At 70.6% G+C, this 15,883-nt stretch carries 18 protein-coding genes; 11 read left to right on the top strand and 7 right to left on the bottom strand.

Going from position 1 to position 15,883, the window contains the following annotated elements:
- The first annotated feature begins 196 nt into the window (after positions 1-196).
- The 3 genes from ABN273_RS37190 to ABN273_RS37180 all read left to right on the top strand — a co-directional run bounded on the left by ABN273_RS37190 (position 197) and on the right by ABN273_RS37180 (position 1,955).
- A complete protein-coding gene (locus tag ABN273_RS37190) occupies positions 197-808 on the top strand; it encodes a hypothetical protein (protein ID WP_349453814.1) in 612 nt (203 codons plus the stop codon).
- Positions 809-882: 74 nt separating this feature from the next.
- Positions 883-1,533 carry a PI-PLC domain-containing protein gene (locus ABN273_RS37185; RefSeq protein ID WP_349453813.1) on the top strand — a complete coding sequence of 217 codons (651 nt, stop codon included), beginning with the start codon at positions 883-885 and terminating at the stop codon, positions 1,531-1,533.
- 2 nt (positions 1,534-1,535) lie between these two features.
- The gene (locus ABN273_RS37180; RefSeq protein WP_502911187.1) at positions 1,536-1,955 is read left to right on the top strand and encodes a DUF6924 domain-containing protein; all 420 of its coding nucleotides are present in this window, start codon (positions 1,536-1,538) and stop codon (positions 1,953-1,955) included.
- A gap of 15 nt (positions 1,956-1,970) precedes the next feature.
- On the opposite strand, the gene ABN273_RS37175 is transcribed toward ABN273_RS37180, so the two are convergent.
- From ABN273_RS37175 to ABN273_RS37155, 5 genes are all read right to left on the bottom strand, one after another.
- Positions 1,971-2,936, bottom strand: coding sequence for a helix-turn-helix transcriptional regulator (locus tag ABN273_RS37175; protein WP_349453811.1), 966 nt, complete (start codon positions 2,934-2,936; stop codon positions 1,971-1,973).
- Positions 2,937-3,017: 81 nt separating this feature from the next.
- Positions 3,018-3,854 (bottom strand): NAD(P)H-binding protein, encoded by an 837-nt coding sequence (locus ABN273_RS37170; RefSeq protein WP_349453810.1) that lies wholly within the window; start codon positions 3,852-3,854, stop codon positions 3,018-3,020.
- Complete coding sequence (locus ABN273_RS37165; protein ID WP_502911186.1) at positions 3,851-4,759, bottom strand: alpha/beta hydrolase; 909 nt, start codon at positions 4,757-4,759, stop codon at positions 3,851-3,853. Before ABN273_RS37165 ends, ABN273_RS37170 begins: the two co-directional genes overlap by 4 nt.
- 22 nt (positions 4,760-4,781) lie before the next feature.
- Positions 4,782-5,186, bottom strand: coding sequence for a nuclear transport factor 2 family protein (locus ABN273_RS37160; RefSeq protein WP_349453808.1), 405 nt, complete (start codon positions 5,184-5,186; stop codon positions 4,782-4,784).
- Between the two features lie 124 nt (positions 5,187-5,310).
- Positions 5,311-6,369, bottom strand: a complete 1,059-nt coding sequence (locus ABN273_RS37155) for an alpha/beta hydrolase family protein (protein ID WP_349453807.1) — start codon at positions 6,367-6,369, stop codon at positions 5,311-5,313.
- A 110-nt stretch (positions 6,370-6,479) separates the two neighbouring features.
- Here ABN273_RS37155 and ABN273_RS37150 point away from each other — a divergent pair, with 110 nt between their 5' ends.
- Together ABN273_RS37150 and ABN273_RS37145 are read left to right on the top strand one after the other, a co-directional pair.
- Positions 6,480-7,604, top strand: coding sequence for a sensor histidine kinase (locus ABN273_RS37150; protein ID WP_349453806.1), 1,125 nt, complete (start codon positions 6,480-6,482; stop codon positions 7,602-7,604).
- Positions 7,601-8,248: a response regulator gene (locus ABN273_RS37145; protein WP_349453805.1), complete on the top strand. Its 648-nt coding sequence runs from the start codon at positions 7,601-7,603 to the stop codon at positions 8,246-8,248. The genes ABN273_RS37150 and ABN273_RS37145 overlap by 4 nt, the downstream gene beginning before the upstream one ends.
- Positions 8,249-8,269: 21 nt before the next feature.
- Here ABN273_RS37145 and ABN273_RS37140 read toward each other — a convergent pair whose 3' ends face one another.
- Positions 8,270-8,761 (bottom strand): hypothetical protein, encoded by a 492-nt coding sequence (locus tag ABN273_RS37140; protein WP_349453804.1) that lies wholly within the window; start codon positions 8,759-8,761, stop codon positions 8,270-8,272.
- A gap of 153 nt (positions 8,762-8,914) precedes the next feature.
- On the opposite strand from ABN273_RS37140, the gene ABN273_RS37135 reads away from it, so the two are divergent.
- Positions 8,915-9,385, top strand: a complete 471-nt coding sequence (locus ABN273_RS37135) for a VOC family protein (protein ID WP_349453803.1) — start codon at positions 8,915-8,917, stop codon at positions 9,383-9,385.
- A gap of 44 nt (positions 9,386-9,429) precedes the next feature.
- Here the strand turns inward: ABN273_RS37135 and ABN273_RS37130 are convergent, their stop codons facing one another.
- Complete coding sequence (locus tag ABN273_RS37130) at positions 9,430-10,575, bottom strand: ROK family protein (protein ID WP_349453802.1); 1,146 nt, start codon at positions 10,573-10,575, stop codon at positions 9,430-9,432.
- Between the two features lie 57 nt (positions 10,576-10,632).
- On the opposite strand from ABN273_RS37130, the gene xylA reads away from it, so the two are divergent.
- From xylA to ABN273_RS37105, 5 genes are all read left to right on the top strand, one after another.
- Positions 10,633-11,784 (top strand): xylose isomerase, encoded by a 1,152-nt coding sequence (xylA, locus tag ABN273_RS37125; protein WP_349453801.1) that lies wholly within the window; start codon positions 10,633-10,635, stop codon positions 11,782-11,784.
- On the top strand, positions 11,781-12,524 hold the full coding sequence (locus tag ABN273_RS37120) for a sugar phosphate isomerase/epimerase family protein (protein WP_349453800.1): 744 nt from the start codon (positions 11,781-11,783) through the stop codon (positions 12,522-12,524). The genes xylA and ABN273_RS37120 overlap by 4 nt, the downstream gene beginning before the upstream one ends.
- Positions 12,521-13,621 carry a Gfo/Idh/MocA family protein gene (locus tag ABN273_RS37115; RefSeq protein WP_349453799.1) on the top strand — a complete coding sequence of 367 codons (1,101 nt, stop codon included), beginning with the start codon at positions 12,521-12,523 and terminating at the stop codon, positions 13,619-13,621. Before ABN273_RS37120 ends, ABN273_RS37115 begins: the two co-directional genes overlap by 4 nt.
- Positions 13,622-13,750: 129 nt before the next feature.
- Positions 13,751-15,352, top strand: coding sequence for a lysine--tRNA ligase (lysS, locus tag ABN273_RS37110; protein WP_349453798.1), 1,602 nt, complete (start codon positions 13,751-13,753; stop codon positions 15,350-15,352).
- The gene (locus tag ABN273_RS37105; RefSeq protein ID WP_349453797.1) at positions 15,349-15,879 is read left to right on the top strand and encodes an AAA family ATPase; all 531 of its coding nucleotides are present in this window, start codon (positions 15,349-15,351) and stop codon (positions 15,877-15,879) included. The genes lysS and ABN273_RS37105 overlap by 4 nt, the downstream gene beginning before the upstream one ends.
- The last annotated feature ends 4 nt before the right edge of the window (positions 15,880-15,883 follow it).

The raw sequence follows: 15,883 nt of genomic DNA, 5'->3' as shown, positions 1-15,883 counted from the left end.
CGTAGACGTTCATGCCGGTGTAGTCGAAGGTGAGGGCGAAGGGGAGATCGTCGGTCAGGGTCATGCCAGGCTCCTTGCCTCGTGCGGATGCGAGGCCACCCAACGCAAAGCCGCGTTTCCCGAGCGTTTCCCGCCGGGCGCGCGCCCCGCGACCGAAGCCGCTGAGATCATGTCAGACGACAACGGGAGGCTACGTATGCGTATGAAGCATCCGCAGGCGCTGGCCGGAATGCTGCTGTTCGTGACGGTGGCGGCGTGCGGCGGTCAAGAACCGGCGATCACGCGGGCGAGTCCTGCCCCATCGGCGCCCGAACCGACCACCACCACTCCTGCGAAGGCGTCGAAGGACTATTCCTACGAACTACGCAAGAGCGACATTTCTTGGAACGGCACAGGAGACCCGTACAACGCCATGGTCGAGCTGGACGACGGGCGGCGGGTGGCCATGCACTATCGGCGCGGCAAGGGCCTCTACGAACAGCACTTCAGCCCGCAGGCCGGCGGATGGACGAGGCCGCGCCTGATCTACGGCACGACGACCGAAGCGTGCCAGGGGATCGAACTGCGGGCCTTCGCCGAAACCGTCACGGCCACGGCGGACTTCGGCGTCTACTGTTCGGACGGCGAACCGCCACAGGAGTCCATCGCGGCCGTGGGCGTGGGCAGCCTGCGCACGTGGGACCACCACCTGACGAGAAGCTTCGACGGCTGGGAGCGGATCTCGGCGCGCGACGACGGGAAGGAGATCACCTTCAGAAACGGGTCATCCACGCTGCGCTGGAGCAGGACCGGCGGTTTCCCGAAGTAAAGCAGCATCCCCCGGCGGCGATCCCGCCGGATATGGCAGAGTGCGGGCGACGACAAGATCGAAAGGTGTGAGTCTTGGCAGCCCCCCTCGCCGCATTGATGCTGGCCTCATTACTCACCTCTCCGTCCGCCGCGCTGCCTGCGTGCCCGCAGATCTTCGGGCACGGCGGCTACCCCACCGGCGCCAACGCCTGGGAGAGGGATCAGGTACGCCAGCCGAACAACCCCACGGCCATCCGGAAATACAAGTCCTGGGGCGCGTCGGGTGTCGAGGCTGATCTGCAGCTCACCAAGGACGGCACCAAGGCCGTCATGTGGCACAACACCTGGCTGGCCGCGATGAAGACCGCCGGCATGGTCGGTCTGGTCGAGATCAAGCCGGAGGCCCGGCAGTCGCTGCTCAGCTCCAACGCCACGATCAAGTCGCGGGCCTGGGCCGAGGTGCTCGACCCCGTCAAGGAGAACCACCGGTCGCAGGAGATCATCCTGTACTCCCACGACAGCGGGCTCGCCGCCGAGCTCAAGACACGGGTGAGCGCCGCCGGCATGACGCAGGTGCTGAGTGGCGGGCCCATCTGGCCGGAGGTCACCAAGTGGGAGGAGCCGCCTCCCTCGTGGACGCTGAACGAGAACGCGTGGAAGGCGGCGCTCGAGAGCGGCGCCAAGCGGGTGGCCACCGACTACACGCCCCAGTTCAGCGCCTGGCTCAAGGGCAAGTGCCAGTGACCATGCTGCCGGAGGCAGACGCCCTGCTCGTGGTCCGCACCGGATTCTCCGATCCCGACGCGTGGCAGGCCGTCAGGGCGGCGCTCGGTGTGACGGGCGAGGAGAGCTTCGTCGAGGAGTTCCAGGACGAGGTGGCGGTCGTCGACGACGCCACCCACGCGGACCTCACGCCCGATCAGCTCCTCGGGCTGTTGCCGAGCGGCTACACCGACCCGATCCTCGTCGTCGTCGACAGCGCCGCCCTCGAGTCGGCGGAGATGCCGGTGCTGGTCGTCGACCTCGTGGAGGAGCGCGGCCGGGCGTTCCGCGTCATCCCGGCCGAACTTCCCGATATCCACAGCAATCTCTCCATCGCCAACATGGACTTCTTCGAGTTCGCCGACAACGCCGACGCCGACGGGGTTTTCCGCGGCTTCCGTTGAGGGTCCAGCCGCGGCCTACCCCGTTTCTTCTGCAGCGGCCGCCAGCAGCCGCTGCCCGAGGACGCGTGCGGCCTGCCGGAGCTCGGGGCACTTCACGATCCGGTACGGCGCCCGGATCGCGGCGAGTTGCTCGGCGTACCACACCGGATTGCCGGTGCTGCCGACCAGGCGGGTGGTCCCGGTATCGAGCGGCTGGAGCCGTCCGAGGGCGCGAGGCAGGCAACGGGCCACGGCGTCGACGGGGGCGTCGATGACGACCTCGACGTCGTACTCCCATCCGACGGCGAGATGCTCCTCGAGCGTGGCGACCGGATCGAGGTCGGCGGGTGGGTTGAAGGTGTCGTCGAGCACCTCCACTCCGCGGACCCGGTCGATCCGGTAGGCACGGCGGGCGTCCGCGGTGTGGTTCCGGCACAGCAGGTACCACCGGCCGTGGCGGACGACGACGGCCCACGGTTCGGCCTCGATGACCCACTCGGACCCGGCCTCGGAGCGGTAGTCGAGCCGCACCCGCCGGTGGTTCGAGCAGGCCTGTACGAGGGCGTTCGTGGTGTCGGGGTCAGGCCGGGCGGCGGCGCGGTCGGGGGCGGGCGCCGTGGTCCGGCGGACGGCCTCGACCTGGGCGGCCACCGGCTCAGGAAGTGCCCGAACGATCTTGCCGAGTGCGCTGCCGACCAGGTCGGTGGGATCGCCGGCCTGGTGGTGGCCGTCGAGCACCGCCATGACCAGGCCGAGGGCCTCGGCGGCGCTGAACATCAAGGGTGGCAGCCGCAGGCCGCGGCCGAGGCGGTAACCGCCGTAGGGCCCTCGGACGGACTCGATCGGGATGCCGGCCTCACGGAGGATCTCGACGTACCGCCGGGCGGCCCGTTCCGAGACGCCGAGCTTGTCGGCGAGCCGGTCCGCGGTGATGCCCGGGGTGCCCTGGACGAGCTCGAGGGCCAGCAACGCCCGTGCCGTGGGGCTTGTGTCGGGCTTCACCCTATCCCCCGCAATCCGGAAGCAGAACATCCGGAATGGAACCTAGCAGACCCGCTCGATGCCTGCCGTACCAGCAGCGTTCTATGCCGGGCCTGCGTCCCTGGCGAAGGCCGCGCGATGGGCGAGGGCCCACTGGCGGAAGGTGCGCGGCGGTGTCCCGGTCACCTTCTCCACGGTGGGATAGATCTGGGACTCGTCCAAGGTCCTGTCGCTGTAGAAGCTGAAGAAGGCTCGGATGTACTCCTCCGGCACCCGGCCGACCATGTCGGCCCTGGCCTCCTCATCCGACAAGGCGTGGAAGCGCAGGTCACGGCCGAGCACGTCGGCCAGTACGGCCAGCCGCTGCGCCGGTAGCAGCCGTTCAGGCCCGCTGAGCGGGTAGATGCGTCCCTCGTGGCCGGGATCGAGCAGGGCGCGGACGGCCACGGCGGCGATGTCGTAGGGGTCGACGGAGGCGATCGGCACGTCACCGAAGGCGTCCGCGACGACATCGCCCGCGCGCAGCTGCGGCAGCCAGCGCAGCGCGTTGGACATGAACGCGTTGGGCCGCAGGAACGTCCAGTCCAGCCCGGACTCGCGCACTGCCGTCTCCGAGCGGATCATGTACTGCGAGACGGCGTTGCGGGTGTCCGTGGACACCGTGGCCAGGCTGGACAGCAGCACCACCCGTTCCACCCCGGCCTGCCGCAGCTGGGCGAGCAGGCCTGGCATGTCGCGGTAGCCGGGCAGCAGGAACACTCCGCGGATGCCGTCGAGGGCGGCGGCGAGCGAGCCCGGCTGGTCCAGGTCGCCGACGGCCTGCTCGACCGGCAGGTCGGCGGGTTCGCGGACCAGCGCGCGCACGGGCTGTCCGGCGCGGGCGAGCGCGTGCACGACCTCGCCGCCGACGTTTCCGGTGGCTCCGGTGACGAGGATCATCGCAGCGTCCTGCCGAAGTGCGCGGCCACGGTGTCGACGGCGACGGTGACCTGGGGTTCGGTGTCGTAGAAGTCGAACTGGGTGCCCTGGCTCCAGTAGATGTCCTTGGGTCCGGCCAGCCCGGCGTGGAAGCGGCGGGCGCCGTCGGGGATGGCTGCGTCTTCGCTGTGCACGAGCAGGGTGGGCTGGGTGATCTGCGGGGCGAGGGCGATGGAGTCGTAGGTGAGCCAGTCGGGCCAGGCCATGACGGCGAACCGGTTGGGCCAGGCGGGGATGCCGCCGCGGGCGGGGTTGAGGTAGAAGTCGATGTCGTACGGCATGGCCGCGCGTGCGTCGGTGGCGCTGACGACGGGGACGTAGTCGATCTCGCCGGTCTCGTCATACCGCGACCTGGCCTCGCGCCCGATCTTGATCTTCTCGGCCACCGCCTGCGCGCCGCCGTACGCCTGCTCGCAGATGGCGGCGTCGTGCAGCCACGGGGCGACCAGAGCCAGGGACTTCACCCGGGGGTCGTGGGCGGCGTTGTCGGCCATGTACATCGCGGCCGCGCAGATGCCCAGCGCGCCCAGCCGGTCGCCCTCCACCGCCGGATGGGTGGCCAGGAAGCTGAGGGCATGGTGGATGTCGCGGACCTTGCGCGCCGGGTTCTCCACGTCGCGCGGCTCGCCGCCGGACTCGCCGAAGCCGGTGAAGTCGAAGGACAGGGCCGCATACCCGCGTTCGGCCAGGCGCTGGGCGTAGCGGTCGGCCATCAGCTCCTTGACGCTGGTCCAGGTGCCCGCCACGACCACGCCAGGCGCCTGCTCCACGCCCTCGGGCAGGAACAGGTTGCCGGTCAAAGTCACGCCGTCACTGTCAAAGGTGATCTTGTTCATGCGTACTCCAAGGTGGCTTTGGTGAGCAATCCGTCGGTGATGTCGAGCGACCTCATCGGGTGCCGTCGCTCCAGAGGGCGGTCATCACCACGCCGCTGATCCGCCAGCCGTCCCCGGCGCGTACCAGGTCGAAGCGGTAGGTGCCGCCCAGCGTCCACAAGGTGTCGTCGCTCTTGCGGTGGGTGGCCTGGACGGAGGCGGTGCACACCGCGGTGTCGCCGTCGAGGGTGACCAGGTGGTTGCCGACCAGGTGCTGGGTTGCCGTGTAGGCGCCGAGCGCGGGCTGCCAGCCGTCGATGATCTGGGCTGGGGTGAGGGTGATGGGCTCGCCGCCGTTGAGGCTGGTGTAGTCCAGCCTCACCTTGTCGGCGAACACCTCGGCCAGTTGCTCCCATTCCCGCTGGTCGGCGTGCCAGGCCAGGCGGGTGCAGGTGTCGATGACGTCGAATCGGTCCATGCGTTCAGCATGTCGGCCTCAGCCTCGGGCGCGGGAGACGGAGAAGTTGCATGCCGGGGTGCAGGAACCTGCACCCCGGGGCTCACAGCCAGGAGGGCGGCCTGGAAGCAGCTCGGCCGCCCCGTCACGGCCAGCGGCGTACCTCCGGGTCGTCCGGCTGGTCGAGCACCGACGTCTTGCGGCCCAGCAGGTGCAGGTCCAGGAAGGCGCCGACGTACTTGCGGGTGAGCTCCACTCCGCGCACCCCGTCGAGCTCGGCTCCCGGCAACCCGAGCTGTGGCTGGAGCACGCCGTAGTCACCGAACGAGGCGTGGTTGCTCCCCGCGAAGGTCAGCCAGCGCTTCCACCCGGCGAGGTTGGCCCACGACTGCGGCCAGCTCTCGTCCTTGCCCGTCGGCTCGTGCGATGTCGGATTGCCGACGAGGAGGAAGGGCTGCTTCAACGCGGGCGCGTATGGCTTGAAGGTGCCATCCAGGTTGACGCCTGCCTTGAGGCGCTTGTCCGCCTGCAGGGCGTGTGCCGTGCTGTTGCCGCCCGCCGAGTAGCCCACCATGGCGATCCGCGACGGGTCGATGGCCTTGCCCCAGCGGCCCTTGGTCAGCTGGTTCAGCGTGAAGCGGACGTCGGCCACGCGGACCGCGGCGACCTTGGCCTGGTCCTGGCCCTTGACACAGGCCAGGCAGGTGGTGGTGCGCCCGTCGGGGAAGGTGGTGGCGACGGACTCGTAGGTGTGCTCGATCGCGGCGACGAGGTAGCCGCGGCTGGCGAAGTCCTCGGCGAGCGAGGTCAGCGTGGCCCTCGGCCAGGAGAAGCCGGGTGACATGACGACCAGGGGGTGGCGGCCCTTGGTGATCGGCGCGCGTACCTTGGCGTAGGTCCTGGTGGAGGCGAGGATCTCCTTCTGCTCGACCGGCAGGTCCTTCAAGATCAGCGCGGACTCGGCCGGTGTCAGGTACGGCGCGGCCTTGCCGGTGGCCTTCCTGGCCGGGTACCAGAGCGACACCAGCAGCTCGCGCTTGTCCGCCTCGGGGTTCCACGGGTCGGGACGGCTGGAGTTGACCAGGTGCAGGGTGGTCTGGCCGACCGGCTGCTCGCCGGTGGGCGCGGGCAGGTGCGGTCTGGCATCACCGACGGCGGCGCCGGGCACGGCCGCCAGGGAAAGGGCAATGATCGCTTTCAGCATGCGGTTCACTCTGGACCCGGTCGCTGCCGCCTGGCCCGCGGCGAACGTCGATCGCCACCCCCGACTTTCGTAGGGGATGCCCGCCCCGGCCGTCGGCATAGCCTGTGACAATGACAAACGGCCTGCGGCTCATCGATCGCCACGCCCCGTGGCTGCTCGGAGTGGCGGTGTTCGCCCTGTCGATGATGTCGGTTCTCGGGCAGGTCGGCGTCGCGTCGACGCTCGCCGCACCCGTGCTGATGCCGGTGGCGCTCGCGGCTGGAGCCGCAGCGGCGCTGGCGCGCCGCTGGTTCTGGCCGTTGGCGGTGGTGGGCGCCGTGGCCTACGTCTGGTTGATGATGTGGCCCGCGCTGTTCGCGGCCTCCTACTACGCGGGGGCGCGGGGGCGGCCGCGGCGCTTTCTCGCGCTGGCCGTGCTCGCCTGCGCCGGGGCCACCGGGGTGTCCGCCGCGGCCGGCGGATACCGTGCGCTGGTGGGCGGGACCCTGCCCAACGCCCTGATGTGGGCGGCTCTGGTCGTCGCGCTGCCGCTGCTGGCCGGGCTGTGGGTGCGGGCCAAACGCGAACGGGTGGAGCAGCTCGAGCGCGAGCAGGTGATGCGCGCCGAGCAGGCCAGGACGCAGGAGCGCGCGCGTATCGCCAGGGAGATGCACGACGTCGTGGCGCACCGCGTCTCGCTGATCGTCCTGCACGCCGGAGCACTGGAACTGAGGACGGACGACGAGGGCACGGCCGAGACGGCCACGCTGATCGGGGACATCGGACGGGAGGCGCTGGCCGACCTGCGTGACGTCCTGGGCATCCTGCGCACCCGGGATGCACAGGATGCCGGGACGGAGGCGCTGAGCCCGCAGCCGACGCTGGCCGACCTGGACCGGCTGCTGGACCAGACGCGCTCGCTGGGCACCCCGGTGACCCGGCACGACGAGGGCGAGGCCAGGCCGGTGGGCGAGACCGTCGAGCGGACCGCCTACCGCGTGGTCCAGGAGGCGCTCACCAATGTGCACAAGCACGCGGGCCGGGCCCCCGCTGAAGTGTTCATCCGCTACCTGCCCGCGAAGGTCGAAGTGGAGGTGCGCAACGACCGGCCGGCCGACGGCGGCGAAGCGCTGCCCGGCTCCGGCTGGGGGCTGCTCGGCCTCCGGGAGCGCGTGGAGCTGGCCGGCGGCTCGCTGGACGCCGCTCCGGTGCCGGGTGCCGGGTTCCGCGTCCTGGCCAGGATCCCGTCGGCATGATCCGGGTCCTGGTGGTCGACGACGAGGCGCTGGTGCGGTCTGGGCTGCGCATGATCCTGGAGAGCTCCGGCGACATCGTCGTGGTCGGCGAGGCGCGCGACGGAGACGAGGCCGTGAGCGCCGTGGCCCGGCTCCGGCCGCATGTGGTGCTGATGGACGTGCGGATGCCCGGCTCGGACGGGCTGGACGCCGCCCGCCGCATCCTGGCCGATCCGGACGCGCCGAAGGTGATCATGCTGACCACGTTCGATCTGGACGAGTACGTCCATGAGGCGCTCCGCTTGGGCGCGGTGGGTTTCCTGCTCAAGGACACCCGGCCCAGGGAGCTGGTGGCCGGGGTCCGTACGGTGGCGGCGGGCCAGGCCATGCTGTCCCCCACGGTCACCAAGCGGTTGATCGGCGCCTTCGTCGAACGGGTGCCGTCACGCGCCGAGGCCGCCCGCCGCAAGCTGGCCGCGCTGACCGGCCGCGAGGAGGACGTCGTACGCGCGCTGGCCCGCGGGCTGTCCAACGCCGAGATCGGCCGTGAGCTGGCGCTGTCGGAGGCCACGGTGAAGGCGCATGTGAGCAGCGTGCTGGCCAAGCTCGGCCTGGCCAACCGCGTCCAGGCCGCCATCCTGGTGCACGACGCCGAACTGCTGTGACGCGTCAGGGCCGGTCACGCATCACTTGGTGACGTCGAACGACGCGTGCATGCCCGAGGCGTAATGCCCGGGAAAGTTACACAGCAGCTCGTACCGTCCGGGGTTCAGCTTCAGCGTCACCCAGCCCATGGAGCCAGGCGCGATGCCATCGCCCTCGCCCCCTCCGCAGTCGCGCGACGCCTCACCGAGCATGCCCGTCTCGCTCACGCGAGCATCGGACCCCACCGGCTGCTTCCCGACGACCTGCCCGTTCGCGAGCGGCAACACGACCAGTTCGTGAACCAGGGTGCCCGTGTTGGACGCACGGAACGACACGGTGCCCCCCGGAACCTTGGCCGGGGTCACCGTCAGACCCATCGGCCCCGAGGCCCTGTCGGTCAGCTTCACCTCCACCACCTTGCCGGGCAGCGGCGGAGGGGTGCACTGCCCCGCTTCCCCCGGTGCGCCGGCGACGAGCGCGGCCGTCATCGCGGCCGTCGCGGTGGCCGCGGAACACACGTTGTGAAGCCTCATCAGGCTCACCCCCCGGGTGCGCGTGCTGCTCCTCTTCCAGCCTACGAGCAGGAGCACGCCCGCCAAAAAAGATGAAAATCCGATGTCTGGTCTGTCGATCCGGTCCGGGCGAGTTCGACGCGTTGGTGAAAGTACTCGTAGGGAGGAAACGCCATGCAGAAGATCACCACGTACCTCTGGTTCGACAACCAGGCCGAGGAGGCCGCCGCGTTCTACACCTCGCTCTTCAAGGACTCCCGCATCCTGGGCGTCCAGCGCTACGGCGAGGCTGGGCCCGGCCCCGCCGGGACGGCCATGGTCGTCACGTTCGAGCTGGCCGGGCAGGGGTTCGTCGCGCTGAACGGCGGGCCGCAGTTCAAGTTCACCGAGGCCATCTCGCTCTACGTCGACTGCGACTCGCAGGAGGAGGTCGACGAGCTGTGGGCGAAGCTCACCGAGGGCGGGGAGGAGTCACAGTGCGGCTGGCTGAAGGACAAGTACGGCCTGTCCTGGCAGATCATCCCGCACCGGCTCCAGGAGCTGCTCACTGACCCCGACCCGGCCAGGGCCCAGCGGGCCATGCAGGCCATGCTCGGCATGCGGAAGATCGACGTCCAGGGGCTGGAGGCGGCCGCCGACGGCTAGAGACGGGGCAGCCGGCGGGGCTCCGTCCACCAGGCAGGCCGGGCCTAGAGGCCGAGGATCTGGGCGGGCTCGGCGATGACCTGCTGGATGATCAGCCCCGCCGCACCCAGCACGGCCGCGTCCGCGCCGATCTCCGACACCACCAGGGCGGGCGGCGTGCCGCGCATCTGCCCCAGCCGGGCCCCCAGCCCCTCCGCCACCGGCCCTTCGAGCCATGGGAACAGCGGCGCGTAGATCCCGCCCAGCACGATCCTGCCGGGGTCGAGGAGGTGGACGGCCGAGGTGAGTGCCACCCCGAGGGCGTGCCCGGCCCGCTCGCACGCCTCCAGCGCCCGCCGGTCACCCGACTCCAGCCGCTCGACCAGTGAGGTGACCGAGGACAGCGCGCCGAGCAGGGCGTCCTGCCCGGCGTACACCTCCAGGCAGCCCCGGCCGCCGCACCGGCACGCCGGCCCGTCGGGCACGACGACGACGTGGCCCAGCTCGCCCGCCAGCCCGAACGTGCCCCTGAACACCGTCCCGCCCACCACGAGCCCGGCCCCGATGCCGATCTCGCCGGACACGTAGAGGAAGTCCGTCGCCCGCGAGCCGAACCAGAGCTCGCCGAGCGCCGCCAGGTTCGCCTCGTTGTCGATCGCGAACGGCAGGCCGACCAGGTCCGGCACGCGTACGTCCCGCCAGCCGAGGTGCGGCGCGTTACGCAGCACCTCGCCCTCGACCGTGCCGGGCACCGCGAGCGCCGCGCCGATGATCCGCAGCCCGGCCTGCTCGGCCTCGGCCGTCGTCTCCTTCACGAGGTCGCGCAGGCTCTCGAGGATGTCCGCCGGGTCGGAATTGCGGTTGTCGGCCCGCCGCGTACGGCGCAGCCGCACGGCCCGGGTGAGATCGACGACGCACGCGGCCAGGTAGTCGATGTTGATCTCCAGCCCCAGCGTGGCCACCCGGTGCCCGCTCAGGCTCACCGCCACCCCCGGCCGCCCCCGCTCGCCGCCTCGCACTGCCCCGTTCTCGGTCACCACCCCCGCCTCCAGCAGGTCGGAGACCAGGCTGGACACGGTGGTCTTGGTGAGCCCCGTCAGCTCAGCGAGCGCCGCCCTGGTGTGCGGTCCTGATCGGTGGATGGCGCCCAGTACCACGGCCAGGTTACGGGCGCGCATGGAATCATGCCGGACCCCTCTTGACGCCGCCATGCCCACCTCCTCAGGATTATGTACAGATTATGGACTAATCCTGAGGAGCGCACCCGAATGTCAGCATTCACCCCGACCCCTGACGACCGCTTCACCTTCGGCCTGTGGACGGTCGGCTGGCAGGCGCGCGACCCGTTCGGCGACGCCTCCCGCCCCGCTCTCGACCCGGTGGAGACCGTGCACCGCCTGGCCCAGCTGGGTGCCCACGGCGTCAGCTTCCACGACGACGACCTGCTCGCCGTCGAGCCCGACCGGGACAAGGCCATCGCCGCCTTCAGGAAGGCCCTGGACGAGACCGGCATGAAGGTCCCTGCGGCCACCACGAACCTGTTCACCCACCCGGTGTTCAAAGACGGCGCCTTCACCAGCAACGACCGCGACGTGCGCCGCTACGCCCTGCGCAAGGTCATGCGCAACCTCGACCTGGCCGCCTCGCTCGGCGCGAAGACGTACGTGTGCTGGGGCGGGCGCGAGGGCGCCGAGTCCGACGCCGCCAAGGACGTCAAGGCCGCGATGGACCGCTACAAGGAGGCCCTGGACCTCCTCTGCCAGTACGTCATCGACAAGGGCTACGACATCCGCTTCGCCATCGAGCCCAAGCCGAACGAGCCCCGCGGCGACATCCTCCTGCCCACGATCGGCCACGCCCTGGCTCTGATCAACGAGCTGGAGCACCCCGAGAGGGTGGGCGTCAACCCCGAGGTCGGCCATGAGCAGATGGCCGGGCTCAACTTCGTGCACGGCATCGCCCAGGCACTGTGGCACGGCAAGCTCTTCCACATCGACCTCAACGGCCAGCACGGCCCGAAGTACGACCAGGACCTGATCTTCGGACACGGCGATGTGAAGAGCGCGTTCTTCCTGGTGGACCTGCTGGAGTCCCATGGCTACGACGGCCCGCTCGTCTTCGACTACAAGCCGCTGCGTACCGATGACCCCGATGACGTGTGGGACTCGGCCGCGGCGAACATGCGCACCTACCTGATCCTCAAGGAGAAGTCGCGGGTCTTCCGCGCCGACCCCGAGGTGCAGGAGGCCCTGCGTGCCTCCCGCGTGGACGAGCTCGCGCAGCCTACGCTGGCGCCGGGCGAGACCTGGGCCGAGCTGGCCAAGGACGACTTCGACCCGGAGGTGGCGGCCGCCCGTGGCTTCCACTTCACCCGGCTCAACCAGCTCGCACTCGAGCACCTCCTGGGGGTACGCGGATGACGAAACCCATCAGTGTCCAGCTCTACACCGTCAGGGAGGCACTGGCGGCCGACCGCGACACGGTGCTGAGCCAGATCGCGGAGATCGGCTACCAGTCCGTGGAGCCCTACGATCCCACGGCCGATCCCAAGGGCTTCCGCGAGGTGGTCGACGACCTGGGGCTCAGCGTGTCGAGCACGCACGCGTACGCGCTGCTGAGCAAGGAGCCCGCCGAGGTCTTCGACGCCATCGCCACGATCGGCACCGACCTGGTGATCATCCCCGGCGGCATCGCGCACGAGGAGTTCACCACGCGCGACGGCCTCTCGCGCACGGCCGACCTGCTGAACGGCCTGGCCGAGCAGGCGGCGCGGCACGGGATGCGGCTCGGTTACCACAACCACTGGTGGGAGATCGAGCCGGAGATCGACGGCCGGCCCGCCCTCGAGGCGCTGGCCGACCTGCTCGCTCCCGAGGTCTTCCTGGAGATCGACACGTACTGGGCGGCGGTGGGCGGCGCCGACGTGCCCGCCCTGCTCGGCCGCTTGGGGGAGCGCGTACTGGCGCTGCACGTCAAGGACGGGCCGGTGGTCAAGGGCGAGCCGCACACCGCGGTGGGCAGGGGCGTCATGACCGTGCCCGAGATCCTCGCCGCCGCCCCCGACGCCTGGCGCATCGTCGAGCTCGACGAGTGCGCGACCGACATTTTCGCCGCTCTCGCGGACAGCCACGCCTACCTCACCTCCCTGGAGAGCTCTTGAGCAACGGCCCCGTCGGCGTCGCCCTGGCCGGCGCCGGGAACATCAGTGGCCAGTACCTTCGCAACCTCACAGCCTTCCCCGACGTACGCGTGCTCGGCGTCGCGGACATCGACACCGAGCGGGCCGCCGCGGTCGCGGCCGAGCACGGCGTGCCCGTGTCGGGCGCCCTCGGCACCGTCCTGGCGGTGCCCGAGGTCGAGATCGTCATCAACCTCACCATCCCGTCCGCGCACGCGGCCGTCGCGCTGGAGTCGCTGCGCGCCGGCAAGCACGTGTACGGCGAGAAGCCGCTGGCCATGAACGTGGACGAGGCAACCAAGATCGTGACCGAGGCCGCCAACCTCGGCCTGCGGGTGGGCGGCGCGCCCGACACCTTCTTAGGAGCAGGGCTCCAGTCGGCCCTGCACGCCCTGCGCTCCGGCCTCATCGGCGAGCCGGTCGCCGTCACGGCGGCCACGCAGAGCCTCGGGCCCGAGTCCTGGCATCCCAACCCCGAGTTCTTCTACCAGCCGGGCGGCGGCCCGCTCTTCGACCTGGGCCCGTACTACCTGACCGCCCTGGTGTCCCTGCTCGGCCCCGTCACCCGGGTGGCGGCCGGCACGCGCAGGGCGCGCGTGCACCGCGTCGTCGGCTCGGGGCCCAAGGAGGGCAAGGTCTTCCCGGTGGACGTGCCGACGCACGTCAACGCGCTGCTCGACTTCCCCGGGACGGCCACCGCCGCCGCCACCTTCAGCTTCGACTCGCCGATCAACCGCCGGGTGATCGAGGTCATCGGCTCCGAGGGCGCCCTGTCGCTCCCGGACCCCAACACCTTCGAGGGCCCCCTGCTGGCCCGAGGGCTGCACGACACGGACTGGCGCGAGCTGCCGGTCTCCGGCACCACGGCCGGGCGCGGCATCGGCGTGCTCGACCTGGCCAGGTCGCTCCGGTCGGGCACACCGCACCGCGCCTCGGGCGAGCTGGCCTTCCACGTGCTGGAGCTCATGTCCGCCATCTCGGAGTCGGGCGAGCGCTCGGAGTTCCGGCCCATTATGTCCACCACCACCTCGCCGGAGCCCCTCCCGGCAGACTGGGACCCGCACGCGTCGACCCTCTGACGGGTTCCCCAGCCGATCCGCGGCGCCCGCCACCCGTCGGTGCGGGCGCCGCACCGACGCGCGGCGGCGCGGAGGGCGGGACGTCCGAACTCGTTGGCTTGTGCAGGAGCGAGCCGCAAGAATGGCACGATGGTGGATAGTGGCGAGACCGACTGGGTCTCCAGGTTCGCGGACGAGGTCATCTCCGAGGCGGAGCGTCGCGCGCCCGGCAAACCGGTCGTGTGCGCCTCGGGCTTGAGCCCGTCGGGCCCGATCCACCTGGGCAACCTGCGCGAGGTCATGACCCCCCACCTGGTCGCCGACGAGATCCGGCGGCGCGGCGTCGAGTGCGTGCACCTGCTGTCCTGGGACGACTACGACCGTTTCCGCAGGGTGCCCGCCGGCATCGACCCCTCCTGGGCGGAGCACATCGGCAAGCCGCTGACGTCGGTGCCCGCGCCTCCGGGCAGCGCGTACGGAAACTGGGCCGAGCACTTCAAGGCCCCCATGATCGAGGCCCTCGGGCAGCTGGGCGTCGAATACCACGGCATCAGCCAGACCGAGCAGTACACGAAGGGCGCCTACCGCGAGCAGATCCTGCGGGCCGTGCGCGAGCGCGCCAGGATCGACGCTGTGCTGTCGCGCTACCGCTCGAAGCAGGTGGAGGACTACTTCCCGTACAAGCCGTACTGCGACCTGTGCGAGCGCGACCTGACGACGGTCACCGCCTACGACGACGAGACGACCGAGCTGGCCTACACGTGCGAGTGCGGCTTCGGCGAGACCGTGCGGCTGGCCGAGCACGACCGCGGCAAGCTGGTGTGGAAGGTCGACTGGCCGATGCGCTGGGCCCACGAGGGCGTGGTCTTCGAGCCGTCCGGGGTCGATCACCACTCTCCCGGCTCGGCGTGGATCGTCGGCGGCCAGATCGTGGGCGAGGTGTTCGGCGGGCGGCAGCCGATCGGCCCCATGTACGCGTTCGTCGGCATCACCGGCATGGCCAAGATGAGCAGCTCCAAGGGCGACGTGCCGACCCCCGCCGAGGCCCTGGAGATCATGGAGGCGCCGGTGCTGCGCTGGCTGTACGCCCGCCGCAAGCCGGCCCAGTCCTTCAAGATCGCCTTCGACCAGGAGATCCAGCGGCTCTACGACGAGTGGGACGCCCTGGGCCGCAAGGTCGCGGAAGGCCGGGCCCAGCCCGCCGAGCTGGCCGCGTACAACCGGGCCGTGAGCACGGCCGGGGGCCCGCTCCAGGCGACCCCGCACCCGATCCCCTACCGCACGCTGGCCTCCATCGCCGACATCACGACCGGCGACGCCGACCAGACCCTGCGCATCCTGCGCGACCTCGACGCGATCGAGACGCTCGACGAGGCCCGGCCCCGCCTGGACAGGGCGCAGCGCTGGATCGACGGCCACGTGCCCGCCGACCAGCGCACGCGCGTGCGCGACGCGCCCGACGAGGAGCTGCTCGACTCGCTCGGCGCCGGCGAGCGCGAGTCGCTGCGGCTGCTGGCCGACGGCCTGGACGACTGGTCGCTGGCGGGCCTGACAACGCTGGTGTACGGCGTACCGAAGCTCCAGGCCGGGCTGCCCGCGGACGCCGAGGCGACGCCCGAGCTGAAGGCGGCGCAGCGGGCCTTCTTCGCCCTGCTCTACAAACTCCTGGTCGGCCGCGACACCGGCCCGAGGCTCCCCACGCTGCTGCTGGCCGTGGGCGCCGACCGGGTGCGGAAGCTGGTGGGCGCGTGAACGGCGTCGTCCTGATCACCGGCATCATGGCCGCCGGCAAGTCCACCGTGGCGCAGGCCCTGGCCGAGCGGCTGCCGCGCTCCGCCCACGTGCGCGGCGACATGTTCCGGCGCATGGTCGTCGGCGGCCGCGCCGAGATGACCCCCGAACCCACCGACGAGGCCGTCCGCCAGCTCGAGCTGCGTTACCGGATAGCGGCCAACACGGCGGACATGTATTTCGATGCCGGATTCACACCAATAGTCCAGGACATAATTATCGGCGAGTACTTGGAACGGTTTACGAAACTTATTCGCACTCGTCCCCTTCAGGTAATCGTCCTGGCGCCGAACGCGGATGAAATCGATCACCGAGAAAGATCCAGACCCAAGGTCGGATATGGCGAGGAATGGACGATTGCCCAGCTAGACGCAGTGCTCCGCACAGAAACCCCGCGCATCGGACTATGGCTCGACACCACGCGGCAAACACCTCGGGAGACCGTTGACGAGATCATTATGAGGGCCGCGGAGGCGGAGATCTTGTAATAGC

This window comes from Nonomuraea sp. B19D2 (assembly GCF_040137845.1).
Taxonomy (GTDB): Bacteria; Actinomycetota; Actinomycetes; order Streptosporangiales; family Streptosporangiaceae; genus Nonomuraea.
This window is presented reverse-complemented; position numbering and strand designations above follow the sequence as displayed.

Excerpts from the sequence above, each read along its gene's own strand:
- ABN273_RS37170 (WP_349453810.1), bottom strand. The coding sequence starts at position 3,854 with ATGATCCTCGTCACCGGAGCCACCGGAAACGTCGGCGGCGAGGTCGTG.
- ABN273_RS37135 (WP_349453803.1), top strand. The coding sequence starts at position 8,915 with ATGCAGAAGATCACCACGTACCTCTGGTTCGACAACCAGGCCGAGGAG.
- ABN273_RS37155 (WP_349453807.1), bottom strand. The coding sequence starts at position 6,369 with ATGCTGAAAGCGATCATTGCCCTTTCCCTGGCGGCCGTGCCCGGCGCC.
- ABN273_RS37145 (WP_349453805.1), top strand. The coding sequence starts at position 7,601 with ATGATCCGGGTCCTGGTGGTCGACGACGAGGCGCTGGTGCGGTCTGGG.
- ABN273_RS37140 (WP_349453804.1), bottom strand. The coding sequence starts at position 8,761 with ATGAGGCTTCACAACGTGTGTTCCGCGGCCACCGCGACGGCCGCGATG.
- ABN273_RS37160 (WP_349453808.1), bottom strand. The coding sequence starts at position 5,186 with ATGGACCGATTCGACGTCATCGACACCTGCACCCGCCTGGCCTGGCAC.
- xylA (WP_349453801.1), top strand. The coding sequence starts at position 10,633 with ATGTCAGCATTCACCCCGACCCCTGACGACCGCTTCACCTTCGGCCTG.
- lysS (WP_349453798.1), top strand. The coding sequence starts at position 13,751 with ATGGTGGATAGTGGCGAGACCGACTGGGTCTCCAGGTTCGCGGACGAG.
- ABN273_RS37130 (WP_349453802.1), bottom strand. The coding sequence starts at position 10,575 with ATGGCGGCGTCAAGAGGGGTCCGGCATGATTCCATGCGCGCCCGTAAC.
- ABN273_RS37180 (WP_502911187.1), top strand. The coding sequence starts at position 1,536 with ATGCTGCCGGAGGCAGACGCCCTGCTCGTGGTCCGCACCGGATTCTCC.
- ABN273_RS37150 (WP_349453806.1), top strand. The coding sequence starts at position 6,480 with ATGACAAACGGCCTGCGGCTCATCGATCGCCACGCCCCGTGGCTGCTC.
- ABN273_RS37120 (WP_349453800.1), top strand. The coding sequence starts at position 11,781 with ATGACGAAACCCATCAGTGTCCAGCTCTACACCGTCAGGGAGGCACTG.
- ABN273_RS37190 (WP_349453814.1), top strand. The coding sequence starts at position 197 with ATGCGTATGAAGCATCCGCAGGCGCTGGCCGGAATGCTGCTGTTCGTG.